This window comes from Mesorhizobium sp. LEGMi-168a (assembly GCF_058312955.1).
In genome coordinates this window covers 1-12,297 of record NZ_JBZEGV010000058.1, presented here as the reverse complement: position 1 = coordinate 12,297, position 12,297 = coordinate 1, and the positions used below count along the sequence as shown (strand labels likewise).

The window sequence follows — 12,297 nt, the reverse complement described above, 5'->3', positions numbered from 1 at the left end:
ACAGGCGAACGTTCTCCAGCGTATCCAGCCGATCGGCAAAGCTGCGCGTGCTGATGACCTCGCTGTAATAGCGCTCCGACGTGTCGATGTTGTGGTTGTAGTAGTCGAGCCCCGCCTGCTTCAGTCGCCCGGCCTGCTCGAGATCGAGCATGCCGAGCGTCATGCAGGTCTCCATGCCGAGCGCCTTGACGCCTTCGACCATGGCGACCACCGCATCCATGTCGCGCGGCTTGGGGTTGCGCCAGGCAGCACCCATGCAATAGCGGGTGGCGCCGGCGTCGCGCGCCTTGGTCGCCTCGGCGATGACGCGCTTGACCTCCATCAGTTTCGAGGCCTTGAGCCCGGTTTCGTGATGCGCCGACTGGCTGCAATAGCCGCAATCCTCCGGGCAGCCACCGGTCTTGATGCTGAGCAGCCGGCTGAGCTGCACCTTGTTGGGATCGAAATTCTGGCGGTGAACGGTTTGTGCCAGGAAGAGCAGATTGTTGAAGGGTGCGTCGTGAAGTGCCCGAGCCTTCTCCAGGGACCACATCCCGCCATCAGCGCATTGCGTCCGTGGCATCGTCTTAGTCGGATTTGTGTCGTGCATATCCGTCCTGTTTCTTGGCTCTTTGCTTGCCCTGGCTTCTTCGTCTGATTCATGCCGGTTGAGTGAAACTTCGATCCCCGACCGTTTCGTTGGCGGGTCACGCGTAATAGTCCAGTCCGATGTCGAGAATTGGCGCGCTATGGGTCAGCCAGCCGATGGAGATAAGATCGATGCCTGTGGCCGCGATGGCTGGCGCTGTCGTGGCAGTGATCCGGCCCGACGCCTCCGTGATCGCCCGGCTGGCAACCATGGTCACCGCCTGACGAAGCTTATCGAGCGACATGTTGTCGAGCAGGACAGCGTCTGGGGCGAGCGAGAGGGCTTCTTCCAACTGGGCCAGGGTGTCGACCTCGACTTCGATCTTGACGAGATGGCCGACGCTCTCTCGCGCGCGCTTGATGGCGGGGCGGATTCCGCCAGCAACCGCGATGTGGTTGTCCTTGATCAGGACGGCGTCGTCGAGGCCGAAGCGGTGATTGGCGCCGCCGCCAGCGCGCACGGCGTATTTTTCGACAGCCCGCAACCCGGGCGTCGTCTTGCGAGTGCAGGTGATCTTGGCGCGGTGCTCGCAAACCGCTGCGACAATCGAAGCGGTTGCCGTGGCAATGCCGCTCAAGTGGCACAAGAAATTCAGCGCCGTCCGTTCAGCGGTGAGAATGGCCCGGGTCGAGCCACTTACCGATGCAATTATCTCCCCTTGCCCAACTTTGCTGCCGTCTGCTCGGTTCACATCTATCTTGATATTTTGGTCGATCAACCTGAACGCGAGGCTCACCAGATCGAGACCGGCGACAACCCCGGGCTGGCGTGCGGCCAGCACGGTCGTGGCGTGATGATACTTCGCTACGGTCGCCTCGGTGGTGAGGTCACCGGCTCTGCCCAGGTCTTCAAGAAGGGCTGACCGCACCAGCGGCTCGAGCATGATTGCGGGAAGTGGTGACAGGCTCATCAGGTGGCACTTTCCAGCGTTGGCGAGTGCGCCAGTTCCCGAGCCGCGGCGAGGGCAGCTTCGAGGGTGATCTCGGAACGACGCGCAACGGCCGCATGATGGGGAAAGTCCTCGCGGTAATGAGCGCCGCGGCTCTCTCGGCGCCGCAAGGCGGAAATAGCAAGCATCAGACCGACAGCCGCCGGATCCGATGCCGCGTCCTCGCGTTCAGCCAGCGGCAACAACGCCTGTGCGGCTGCCTTCAAAGCTTCGCCATTGCGCACGATACCGAGTGCGCCCGACACGACGGGACGCGCGGGCACCGGATCGGGCGATGGGTAGTCGTCCGCAAACACTGGCTTTGTTCTGCGAGCAGGCGTTCCGGCTACGCTTTCAGCGACCCAGCGCGCGCATACGACGGCCTCGGTCAAGGAATTGCTGGCGAGCCTGTTGGCGCCGTGCAGTCCGGTCGAGGCAGCTTCGCCACAGGCCCACAACCCCTTGACCGAGGTCCTGCCCGAGCCGTCCACGGCGACGCCACCCATGTGATAGTGCTGGGCAGGACGAATGGGGATGAGATCGCGCACGGGATCAATGCCGGCGCCACGACAGGCAGATGCGATTGTCGGGAAGTGTCGAAGAAATTCCGGGCCAGGCCGTTGGCGCGCGTCGAGGAAGACCTGATGACCACCTGCCAGATGGCTCCAGACTGCGCGTGCCAGCACGTCACGGGGCGCGAGTTCGGCGCCCGGCACGCCATCGAGGAAGCGCCGGCCTGTCTCGTCGATCAGCGTTGCACCTTCGCCGCGGACGGCCTCGCTGACCAGCGCCATGGGGCGTTCGGGGCCGTCAAGCGCGGTCGGGTGGAACTGTATGAACTCCAGGTCAGCAAGGACAGCTCCCGCGCGGGCCGCCAGTGCCAGGCCCTGTCCGCAACTGCCCGCAGGATTGGTGGTGTCCAGAAAGAGCCCGCCGATCCCGCCGGTGGCAAGGACGACCCGCCGTGAGCCGAAGAAGACAGGTCCTAACGCACAGCTCGCCCAGACGCCTCGGATCGCGTTGTCCCTGACCGCTAGTCGGCGCGCTTCCACGCCCTCCACGACAACAATCGAGGCAGTGGAGCGTACGGCCGCAATCAGCGCACGCATGATCTCACGCCCGCTGCCGTCGCCATCAGCATGAACGATGCGACGTCGGCTGTGTGCAGCCTCCAATCCGAGGCACAACGATCCTTTTAGGGTACGGTCGAAGCGAATCCCAAAGCGCGCAAGCCCCTCGATCGCGCTAGGCGCGGCCTGAAGGATGCGGCTCGCCATATCCGTGTCGCAAAGCCCGTCGCCGGCTGCGAGCGTATCAGCCAGGTGCAGTGTCGGATGGTCGTCTTGGCCGAAACTCGCAGCCAGCCCCCCTTGAGCCGAGGTACTCGAAGTGTCAGCTCCCAGTAGCGTCCTGGACAAAAGGAGCACCGGCTCCGGCGTCAATTGAAGCGCGGTCATCAATCCGGCGATGCCGCCGCCGATGATGATGGGTCGCCCGAAGAAGCTGCGGACATCGGCGCTCAAATTGCCAGCATCCGTTCGACTGCAAGCCGCGCGCGCCCGGCGATTCCGGGCTCGACGGTGACGACATGATGGTTCTGCTCGAGCGCCGCGCGGATGTTGCGAAGGGTGATCCGCTTCATGTGCGGGCACAGATTGCAAGGCCGGATGAACTCCACCTCGGGGTGCGCTAGCGCCACGTTGTCGCTCATCGAGCATTCCGTCATCAGTACGACACGTGGCGGCTTTTGCCTTTCGACATAGTCGGACATGGCTGTGGTCGAGCCGGAAAAATCGGCTTCGGCCACCACGTCGGGCGGGCATTCGGGATGGGCCAGCACCGTCACGCCGGGATGGTTTTCGCGCAACTCGCGGATATCGGCCGGCGTGAAGCGCTCATGCACCTCGCAATGGCCGTTCCAGGCGATGATCTCGACGTCGGTCTGGGCGGCGATATTGTGGGCCAGATATTCGTCCGGCAACATTATCACCCGGGGGACGCCAAGGGATTCGACAACCGCCTTGGCGTTGCCCGATGTACAGCAGATATCCGACTCGGCTTTCACTTCGGCCGACGTGTTGACATAGGTGACAATCGGCACGCCGGGATAACGCTGGCGCAACAAGCGCACGTCTTGTGCCGTGATCGAATCAGCCAGCGAGCAACCGGCGCCGAGATCCGGAATGAGGACCGTCTTGTCCGGATTTAGGAGCTTGGCCGTTTCGGCCATGAAATGCACGCCGGCCAGCACGATCACTTGCGCCTCGACCGTCATAGCCTTGCGGGCCAGCGCCAAACTGTCGCCGACGATGTCGGCCACGCAGTGGAAGATCTCGGGTGTTTGATAGTTGTGGGCCAGGATGACGGCATTGCGTTCGCGCTTGAGCGTCAGAATGGCCTCGATGTCATCGCTGAAAGCCGCCCATTCCCCCGGTGGGATGACGCGCCAGACGCGCCGATACAGAGACGCGGCCGAAGGTAACGCCCCGCTCATCGGCGCCTCCCATTATAATCCATTTGATTATAAGGGGCATATATCTATGTTGACTACAAGCGTGTCAACCCCGCGCGACCGGCAATTTTGTGCCGACCATCGCCGTTTCGTCGAGGACCGCGTGCCGGAAGCGATAAAGCCTTGCCGGTCGCCCGCCTGTGTCGACAGAAGTCTCGCCAGTCTCCTCGACCAGTTCCTGCTGCTCTATGAGGCGACGAAAGTTCGGCTTGTTGATCAGCCTGCCGGCGAGCGCTTCGACGGTTCGTTGCAGCTGTAGCAGCGTAAAAGACTGCGGCATCAGCTCAAAGACGACCGGCCGATATTTGATCTTGGAGCGCAGTCGCGCAATGCCCGTCGCCACGATGCGGCGATGATCGGCGACCATGGACTTGCTGGGCACCAGCGAACGCGACGTCGCATCGCGTCCGCTTGCGGCCTCTTGGACCAGCCCTGCTTCGTAGACCAACTCATAGCGCTGAAGCGTGAGTTCTTCGTTCCAATGGCGGTCGTCGAAGCCGAACGCCATCGCCGCCCGCTGCCGACGTTCGCGTCGCATGGCCGCGTCGCCGACGCTGTCTGCCCATTCAATCAGGCGCGGTCGCAGGACGTCCAGCACCACTGGCGGTGTGCCGGAGCGGTGGTCCTCCCATGGAAAATATTCATACCAGCTTCGCCAGCCGCACTTGGGTGAGCCCGCTGCCTGTTCCTTCCGGGTCAATGCGAGATAGCTGATGGAGATGGCACGCTGCCGGCGCTCGGCGCCGACGCGGTCTCGATCGGCGAAGGTGTAGAGTTGCTCGATGTAGCCCAGCGGGTGGCCGGTCTGCTGCTCGACCCACCCCCTCAACCCGGATTGCAGCGATCGGTGCTCAAGCGCAAATGGTCCGGAAGGCAGTGTGTCGGCCTGCCCGATGGTGAGGACACAGGGTTCATTACCGCTTACGGCGACGACAAAGGCGATCAGGTCCACTTTGGCTTCGCCGGCTTTGACGGCGGTTCGGTCTTTCCTGGTTCCTTTTGCCTGATTGTCCATGTTCGCGAAGTGGTTTGGCAGGCGCTGGGCGCCTTAATCGATTTAGTTTAAGCGCGGTTGTCTGCACGTCAACACCGCGCAGCTGCACGGCCATTTTTTAGCTCTTCGCACTTGCACAAAAACGTGCCAAACGCGACACCTGCGGTGGGTAACGCTGGGGAAGGAGGCATGCCTTGAGCACAGCTGGCGATTCAAAGGCGATTACACCGACCGATATTCGGGCGCGTAGGGGCGGCGTCCCGCTCGTCTGCCTGACGGCCTATACGACGCCGATTGCAAAGCTGGTCGATCGACATTGCGACATCGTTCTTGTCGGCGACAGCGTCGGCATGGTGCTGCACGGCCTGCCGTCGACGCTCGGCGTCACGCTCGACATGATGATCATGCACGGCAAGGCGGTGCGTTGTGGCCTGGAGCAGGCGCTGATGGTCATTGACCTGCCGTTCGGTTCCTATGAGGAAAGTCCCGAGCAGGCGTTCCGCAACGCGGCTCGCCTGATGGCCGAGACCGGCTGCGCGGCTGTCAAGCTGGAGGGCGGCGAGGCGATGGCCGCTACTATCCAATTCCTCGCGGCTCGTGGCATTCCTGTCATGGCCCATATCGGCCTGACGCCGCAGGCAGTCAACGCTTTGGGTGGTTACCGCGTGCAGGGCAGGGGAGAGGACGCGGAGCGGATCAGGCGCGACGCGCTATCGGTAGCGCAAGCCGGCGCCTTTTCAGTCGTGCTTGAAAAGGTACCAGAGCAGCTCGCGCGGCAGATCACCAGTGAGATCGAAATCCCCACCATCGGCATCGGCGCCTCACCGGCCTGCGACGGCCAGATCCTGGTGAGTGAGGACATGCTCGGCCTGTTCTCCTCGTTCAGGCCGAAATTCGTCAAGCGCTACGCAGAGCTCGGCGACCAGGCCGGTGCCGCGATCGCGACCTATGCGGACGAGGTGCGCAGTCGGCGCTTCCCTGCCGCCGAGCACGTTTTTGCCGACGCGCCCAAGGGCGCAGACGCCGGCCCCACAGGAATGGGAGGAGCGGCATGAGCGTGCCGATTGTCAGGACTGTTGCCGGACTTCGCCAGATGGTCGCTGGATGGCGCCGGGATGGCGCCAGCGTTGCCGTCGTGCCGACCATGGGGGCCTTGCATGAGGGGCATTTGAGCCTCGTGCGTGCCGCGCTCCAGACGGCAGATCGTGTGATCGTGACGCTGTTCGTCAACCCGAAGCAGTTCAACAGTGCCGCCGACCTTGCCGCCTATCCCCGCACGGAAAACGAGGATTCCGCAAAGCTCGTGCCGCTGGGAGCGCATCTGCTCTATGTGCCGCATGGCGAGGAGATGTATCCGGCGGGCTTCGCCACGACCGTTTCGGTGTCCGGCATCAGCGAGGGCCTGTGCGGCGCCTTCCGGCCGGGCCATTTCGATGGCGTGGCGACTGTCGTGGCCAAGCTCTTCCTGCAGACAGGCGCTGATTTCGGCTTCTTTGGCGAAAAGGACTTTCAGCAGCTTCAGCTCGTCAGGCGCATGGTCCGGGACCTTGACATTCCAATTACCATCGTTGCCTGTCCGACCATCCGCGAAGCCGACGGTCTTGCACTGTCATCGCGCAATGTCCGGCTCTCGCCAGCCGAGCGCGCTATTGCCGCCAAGCTGCCATCGGTCTTGCTCGAGACGGCTGAGCGGCTTGCCCGCGGCTCGCCCGTCCTGCCAACGCTTGCCGAAGCGCGCGCAGCAATTCTGGCTGCAGGCTATCGCGAGGTCGAATACTTGGAACTCCGCGACGAGGCAGATCTGCGACCGACGACAAGCCTTGAGCGACCGGCACGCTTGCTCGTCGCGGCCTGGCTTGGCGGTACAAGGCTCATCGACAACGTCACAATATCACCGGTTGGTTCAACGGATTAACGAGGTTCTCGGCGTTGCATAGCGCTCCGCAAAGAGGCTTCTTCAAGGTAGGGCTGGACGCAATGGCGGTGATGATGGTGAAAAGGTCGCGCGCATTGCATCGGTGCGGGGTCGTTTAGTCCAAGGCTATGCCTTGGTATCGAGCGAGATTCACGGAGGTCACGCAAAGCGCAAATGCATCGCGTATTTGAAAACTTCGTCGAGCAACTGTCTGCGAGTGTTGATACTGTCGATCTGCGTGAGGCCATGGCGTCCGCCGCCGCCGGCTTCGACTTTCCGCTCTTTGCCTATTTCACTTACCCGTCGGTCTCCGGCGACGCCCCGCGATTGATCTCAAATTACCCTTCATCCTGGACATCACGTTATCTGCAACAGCGCTACCACGATCTTGATCCGGTCATCCTGCGCGGGCTGCAGGGCTGGGATACCTTTGATTGGGGTGTGGAGCGCGGCCGGCAGTATTTGCCGACTTCGCAGCAACAAATTCTGGAGAGTGCGGCTGAGATTGGCATCCGCGGCGGGTTGACGATGTCCATGCATGATCATCGCGGCCGGTTTGCTGCCCTGACCTTTGCTTCGGACGAGTCCCGTCCGCCTCTCTTGCAGTCATTGGCACGTTACGAAAAAGCACTGCAACTGATGGCCATCAACTTTCACATCCATGTCAGGCACAGGCTCGCCGACGATCGCGTGGTGGACGGTGTAACGCTCACCCCGCGGGAGTTCGAATGCCTGAAATGGGCGGCGCGCGGCAAGTCGGCTTGGGATATCAGCCAGCTACTCGGCGTCTCGAAGCGCACCGTGACCTTCCACCAGGAAAACGCCAAAGCAAAGCTTGGCGTTCGAACGACCAACCAGGCCGTTGCGCGGCTGGCTGCCTCTGGCCGGGCGAGATCTTAATTCTTCTGCCACGATAGCTGTAAACCTCTACAGGCTGAATCCCTGTCAGCTTTGCCCTTCGATGGCGGGAACACATCCCGCACGGAGGCGCGACCATGATGCAGCTGATAACACCGGACTTTTACGGCGAGTTCGCAAGCGAGCTCAAAGAGATGCACGGGCTCAGGTATCGGGTGTTCAAGGAAAGGCTCGATTGGGAAGTTGACGCCCAAGACCAAATGGAAACCGACGCATTTGATGGCCAGATGCCCGTCTATCTGCTTCTCAAGGGATCCGATTGGCGAATTCGCGGTTGCGTGCGTCTTTTGCCCAGCACCGGACCCACAATGTTGCGCGACACATTCCCGGTGCTGCTGGGTGCTGACGTTGTGCCCTCGACCCCCGACATATGGGAGAGCAGTCGTTTCGCGCTCGATCTTCCTGCGTCCGCGCCCAAGGCAGCCGGCGGGCTGGCCCAAGCAACCTACGAGCTCTTCGCCGGCATGATGGAGTTCGGCTTGGCCAATGATCTCACCCGGATCGTAACGGTGACCGATACGCGCATGGAACGGATCCTTCGCCTCGCAACGTGGCCGTTGTCACGCATCGGACAACCCAAGCCCGTCGGCAAAACGCAGGCGGTGGCCGGATTTCTCGAGATTTCCCACACGAGCCTTTTGCGCATCCGCTACAGAGGGCGTCTGAGCGGACCGGTCCTGTGGAAACCGGTTCTAGGCCTTTCGGCATAGCGCGATTGCGGACGCCTGAGCCGTGACGAATGCACGTCTGCTCAAGTATGCCACGGTCGCTCGCTCATGCTGGCCGGACTGGCGTCGTCACGAAACCTACCATTATGCCAGGCGATTGCCGCGTACTGGCTGGGCCTGGGAATTTCTTCGGCGCAATCCGCAGTTCCAGCGCGACCACGCCAAAATGGCACCGCCCGCCTCCATTGTCGCGACCCGCGCCGATACGAACATAATCGAGCTGACGACAGGACCATTTTTCCTCAGCCAATGGAGCCTCCTTTTTCGCCGACGAGCCGCAATTGGATGCCACGTCGGCAATGGTCTTTTGGGATCCGCGCGACTGCGCCCGCGTCCTGCGAGCGGGCGCGGAGCCGGCTGCGCTCGACCACGATTTTGAACCGCTTGATCTTCCTTCGCTCTCATGTGGGAAGGACATCCTGCTGACGCCAGCCGGTGTGCAGCACGTGCTGCTGAGGCAGGACTGCCGGGCTCTGCAGATCGCCGTTTCCGGCGCCTCCGTTCTGCGCCCGTTGCGGCTATATGTGGACGCAATCGTGCCGCCGCGGCACTTGAAGTTCCATGTCGCTGCCCTTCAGTTCCTCAATGGCATCAAGGGTAGCGGCCGCCTGGCAACCGCTTGCTTTCCGCCGGAACCCCGCGGGGGACGCCTGCGTATCGTGCTCCAGGCTTTGGATGGCTCGCTTGCGGGAGCATCCCATCAGGAGATCGCCATTGCCCTGTTCGGGCGAGGGCGTGTCGAAGAAGACTGGGCTCATCCGGGCGGCCATCTTCGCGATCGAGTGCGCCGCGCCATCCAACGTGGCCGCTACCTGATGGGCGGGGGCTATCGACAGTTTCTGATGTAGCCACTGTGACAGCTTCGCAAGGTTTATTCGACAGCGCGCAGTGACCTAACCGCATTTGCCGGTGAGGTAATTGTGCGTTGCACAAAAGTTGACGCGCGGTTAGCGTTCTACCGCTGCGGGAATCGGGCTTGGGTAATACGGGACGAAGCAGTCAGAACTAATGCTTCGTCGATAGTGCATTCATACCTGAGGATCCTGATGACCGTTACGAATACCGACAAAGCCGACGCTGCAAGCCTCGAGGCGATCGCGCGAAATGGCAGTATGCTACGTCGCATCGCCGTACGCATTCCGACCTATCTGTCGGATCTTCGCGAGAACCCAGCGTGGCTGCCGATGTTCGTGCTCGCCCGCACCATGCCGGCACGGAGAATGCACTGGCGTGGTGCAAAGCCTGTTCGAGCGTCGCAGAAAGCCCAGGACACAATGTTTGTCGGTGTCAATCGCCAGGACGTTGTCGATGCCCTGCGGTCGGATGGGCTTTTTTCCGGACTCGTTTTGCCGAAATCTATCCATGAGGAAATCGCAGCTTTCGTCCGGTGCACACCTTGCTTTGGCAATTTCGATCGCCGTCTCGAATTCATGCCGACCGAGCATGCGCAGGCCGAGGCTCGGTTCGGCCGTCCGTTGCTCAGCGGCCACTATTTCGAGCGCATTCTCGGCTGCAAGGCGGCACTCGCTATCCAAAACGACCCGCTGCTCATGGATATCGCTGCACACTATCTCGGCGGCCAGGCGAAACTGATCACCACGCGGGTCTGGTGGAGCTTCCCCACCGGCCAGGCCTCCGACGCCGACAAGAACCTGGCATCGCTCGGCAAATACCACTTCGACCTCGACGACTGGCGAATGTTGAAGTTCTTCTTCTACCTGCTGCCGGTCGACGAGGGCACCGGTCCGCATGTCTACGTCCGCGGCAGCCACAGGCGCCGCGCGCTCAAGCACCAGCTGACGCTTCTCGTCGGCCACCCTGCACAAGACGTTCTGGACGTCTATGGCGAGCAAAGCCCCGTGACTCTTACCGGAGAGGCGGGGCTTGGCTTCGTCGAGGATCCATTCGGCTTCCACATGGGCACCGTGCCGGCGCAAACGCCCCGGCTGATGATGGAAGTCGGCTTCGGCGTTTCGCCGCCCTCGCGCCGACGCTTCCACGGCGAGCCTGTTATTCGCTGATTTCGAAGAAGTCCCGAAACAGCTTTTCCCAGACCGAAGACCAGTGCCTCGTGGGCAAATAAGCAACGGCCCCATCCCGGAACAATCGGCGTCCACGGTCGGCGTCTTCCGCCGCATGGTGCCGTTGCACTATTTCTCATGCCTACGCAGTCCACCTCGCGAACGACGCGCCTAGGACGGACGGCGCCACGAAGCTCAATCGTCTGATAAAAGCTCCGGGTTTTCTGCGCTTTGTGGAGAGTTGACAAAACCTCTGTCCAGAGATCGGCTCTTGCGCGAGTTTGTGATTTGGACCTGGGTCAGCCTGCAACAACTAGCCTGGCTTCCCTCGAAGGCGGTCCCGACTTGAGATCGGGCTGCCAGAGACGATTCGGAGGCGCTCAACCAGGCGATCACCCAGCCCCCAATAGGTCCGCCTCCTCAAGAATTCCCACAGGTAGGGACAGCGATCTCACGATGCGGTCCCGATAGCCCTTGTTGTACCTCAGACCCGACTCGATGTTTTGGATTTCCTCAGCGGCTAGTCCACTCGTCACCGCCAGGTCCTCGATCGAATATCCAAGGTGTTCACGAAAAGCGCGAATGATGTGGGTTCCCTCTGACATAGCCATCAACACCGGCTCGGGAATGCGCGAACCCTTCATAGACACCTCCAAGAAGACGAAGGGCGACCGATAAATCGGGCCACTTCTTCCCGACTTGGCGCTCCCAGCAATTCAATAAAACCGACGTCGAATAGGCCCGGTCGGCCTCGTCCATGGAATGGGCCACCTGAAATTGGCAGCCAGATCGGGATATGGCCGTTCACTTGGTTCTGATCAAGTCCAAGAACCTGCCTGCCCTAAGATGGCCTGTTGGCCGTACCTGCATCACTCCCTATGGCCAGCGGCTCATCATCACTGATGGCCTGCACTCATCCCGCCGTGTCCAGCGGCTATTCGCGGCACCGTCTCCCGAGCCCAGCTTTTCCATTGCTGTCCGCCGTCAAAGAAACCGCTGTTAACCAGATTTTCTTGGCCGCCAATGCTTATTGGCAGACCGAACGGGTGAGGTGATCATGTGTGATTCAAACGTAAATGCGTTTCCGCTGCATCGGCGGCGGAAGTTGGTCGAAGGTATCGCCCGGATCCTGGAATCCAAGAACGGGGAGGACGCGAATGCCTTCTGGCGCAACACCGCCAAGCAAATTCTCGTTCAACTGTCCGAATCAGGAATTGCACCCAGGCTCGCCGAACAGGAAGTTGGAACGCTTCTTCATGCTGTCCTAGCCGATATAGCCACCCGGAGTGCTGCGACAGTTGCCTGATTGCATCGGCTCGCGACAAAGGATTGCCGACGGCGCGCTCGGCAAGGCGATACTGGCTGGAGCTCGCGGTTGGCCGGCGAGAGCGATCCAACACAACAGGCACAATCGGCCGGCACGGCCGGCATCGCGCACCGCTGTTGCAACAGCACAGCGGGCACCGGGACGCTGCTGGGTTGACTATGGGTGTCGAAACCACGAAAAGGGAGGCGCTCTTCGTGAGTGGCGTGCGCCGGCTGCGGCGCGGCGATCAAGGTGAGAGTGCAGCGTCAATCAGGATGAGAACGCCGCTGGGCGGGAACGTAGGGAGGGCGTAGCCCGACCGGAGTTTCCGTCCAGCGGCGGCGGCC

Annotated in this window: 14 protein-coding genes; 8 read left to right on the top strand and 6 right to left on the bottom strand. The window is 61.7% G+C overall.

Annotated features, from left to right (window positions below):
* From AC4FWB_RS33395 to AC4FWB_RS33375, 5 genes are all read right to left on the bottom strand, one after another.
* Positions 1-532, bottom strand: a 532-nt coding sequence (locus tag AC4FWB_RS33395) for a radical SAM protein (RefSeq protein WP_491030483.1), incomplete at its 3' end; no start/stop codon positions are given.
* A 154-nt stretch (positions 533-686) separates the two neighbouring features.
* The gene (nadC, locus tag AC4FWB_RS33390) at positions 687-1,538 is read right to left on the bottom strand and encodes a carboxylating nicotinate-nucleotide diphosphorylase (protein WP_491030482.1); all 852 of its coding nucleotides are present in this window, start codon (positions 1,536-1,538) and stop codon (positions 687-689) included.
* Entirely contained in the window at positions 1,538-3,079 is a 1,542-nt protein-coding gene (locus AC4FWB_RS33385) for an L-aspartate oxidase (RefSeq protein WP_491030481.1), read from the bottom strand. The genes nadC and AC4FWB_RS33385 overlap by 1 nt, the downstream gene beginning before the upstream one ends.
* A complete protein-coding gene (nadA, locus tag AC4FWB_RS33380) occupies positions 3,076-4,050 on the bottom strand; it encodes a quinolinate synthase NadA (protein ID WP_491030480.1) in 975 nt (324 codons plus the stop codon). Before nadA ends, AC4FWB_RS33385 begins: the two co-directional genes overlap by 4 nt.
* 64 nt (positions 4,051-4,114) lie before the next feature.
* Positions 4,115-5,083, bottom strand: coding sequence for an NUDIX hydrolase (locus AC4FWB_RS33375; RefSeq protein ID WP_491030479.1), 969 nt, complete (start codon positions 5,081-5,083; stop codon positions 4,115-4,117).
* A gap of 173 nt (positions 5,084-5,256) precedes the next feature.
* Here AC4FWB_RS33375 and panB point away from each other — a divergent pair, with 173 nt between their 5' ends.
* The 7 genes from panB (at position 5,257) to AC4FWB_RS33340 (ending at position 10,644) form a co-directional block, all read left to right on the top strand.
* Entirely contained in the window at positions 5,257-6,117 is an 861-nt protein-coding gene (panB, locus tag AC4FWB_RS33370) for a 3-methyl-2-oxobutanoate hydroxymethyltransferase (RefSeq protein WP_491030478.1), read from the top strand.
* Positions 6,114-6,977, top strand: coding sequence for a pantoate--beta-alanine ligase (panC, locus tag AC4FWB_RS33365; protein WP_491030477.1), 864 nt, complete (start codon positions 6,114-6,116; stop codon positions 6,975-6,977). Before panB ends, panC begins: the two co-directional genes overlap by 4 nt.
* A 174-nt stretch (positions 6,978-7,151) precedes the next feature.
* Complete coding sequence (locus tag AC4FWB_RS33360) at positions 7,152-7,877, top strand: LuxR family transcriptional regulator (RefSeq protein WP_491030476.1); 726 nt, start codon at positions 7,152-7,154, stop codon at positions 7,875-7,877.
* Positions 7,878-7,972: 95 nt separating this feature from the next.
* Entirely contained in the window at positions 7,973-8,605 is a 633-nt protein-coding gene (locus AC4FWB_RS33355; protein WP_491030475.1) for an acyl-homoserine-lactone synthase, read from the top strand.
* Between the two features lie 22 nt (positions 8,606-8,627).
* The gene (locus tag AC4FWB_RS33350; RefSeq protein ID WP_491030474.1) at positions 8,628-9,002 is read left to right on the top strand and encodes a transcriptional regulator domain-containing protein; all 375 of its coding nucleotides are present in this window, start codon (positions 8,628-8,630) and stop codon (positions 9,000-9,002) included.
* Positions 8,905-9,471, top strand: a complete 567-nt coding sequence (locus AC4FWB_RS33345) for a DUF2285 domain-containing protein (RefSeq protein ID WP_491030473.1) — start codon at positions 8,905-8,907, stop codon at positions 9,469-9,471. Before AC4FWB_RS33350 ends, AC4FWB_RS33345 begins: the two co-directional genes overlap by 98 nt.
* Positions 9,472-9,669: 198 nt before the next feature.
* Positions 9,670-10,644, top strand: coding sequence for a hypothetical protein (locus tag AC4FWB_RS33340; RefSeq protein ID WP_491030484.1), 975 nt, complete (start codon positions 9,670-9,672; stop codon positions 10,642-10,644).
* Positions 10,645-11,036: 392 nt separating this feature from the next.
* Here the strand turns inward: AC4FWB_RS33340 and AC4FWB_RS33335 are convergent, their stop codons facing one another.
* Complete coding sequence (locus AC4FWB_RS33335) at positions 11,037-11,288, bottom strand: helix-turn-helix domain-containing protein (RefSeq protein ID WP_491030472.1); 252 nt, start codon at positions 11,286-11,288, stop codon at positions 11,037-11,039.
* Between the two features lie 413 nt (positions 11,289-11,701).
* On the opposite strand from AC4FWB_RS33335, the gene AC4FWB_RS33330 reads away from it, so the two are divergent.
* Complete coding sequence (locus AC4FWB_RS33330) at positions 11,702-11,950, top strand: DUF6074 family protein (protein ID WP_491030471.1); 249 nt, start codon at positions 11,702-11,704, stop codon at positions 11,948-11,950.
* Positions 11,951-12,297: the final 347 nt, after the last annotated feature.

What these genes read in the sequence shown, in the direction of transcription:
- nadC (WP_491030482.1), bottom strand. Translation starts at nt 1,538, where the DNA reads ATGAGCCTGTCACCACTTCCCGCAATCATGCTCGAGCCGCTGGTGCGG.
- nadA (WP_491030480.1), bottom strand. Translation starts at nt 4,050, where the DNA reads ATGAGCGGGGCGTTACCTTCGGCCGCGTCTCTGTATCGGCGCGTCTGG.
- AC4FWB_RS33375 (WP_491030479.1), bottom strand. Translation starts at nt 5,083, where the DNA reads ATGGACAATCAGGCAAAAGGAACCAGGAAAGACCGAACCGCCGTCAAA.
- panC (WP_491030477.1), top strand. Translation starts at nt 6,114, where the DNA reads ATGAGCGTGCCGATTGTCAGGACTGTTGCCGGACTTCGCCAGATGGTC.
- AC4FWB_RS33360 (WP_491030476.1), top strand. Translation starts at nt 7,152, where the DNA reads ATGCATCGCGTATTTGAAAACTTCGTCGAGCAACTGTCTGCGAGTGTT.
- AC4FWB_RS33355 (WP_491030475.1), top strand. Translation starts at nt 7,973, where the DNA reads ATGATGCAGCTGATAACACCGGACTTTTACGGCGAGTTCGCAAGCGAG.
- AC4FWB_RS33340 (WP_491030484.1), top strand. Translation starts at nt 9,670, where the DNA reads ATGACCGTTACGAATACCGACAAAGCCGACGCTGCAAGCCTCGAGGCG.
- AC4FWB_RS33335 (WP_491030472.1), bottom strand. Translation starts at nt 11,288, where the DNA reads ATGAAGGGTTCGCGCATTCCCGAGCCGGTGTTGATGGCTATGTCAGAG.
- AC4FWB_RS33330 (WP_491030471.1), top strand. Translation starts at nt 11,702, where the DNA reads ATGTGTGATTCAAACGTAAATGCGTTTCCGCTGCATCGGCGGCGGAAG.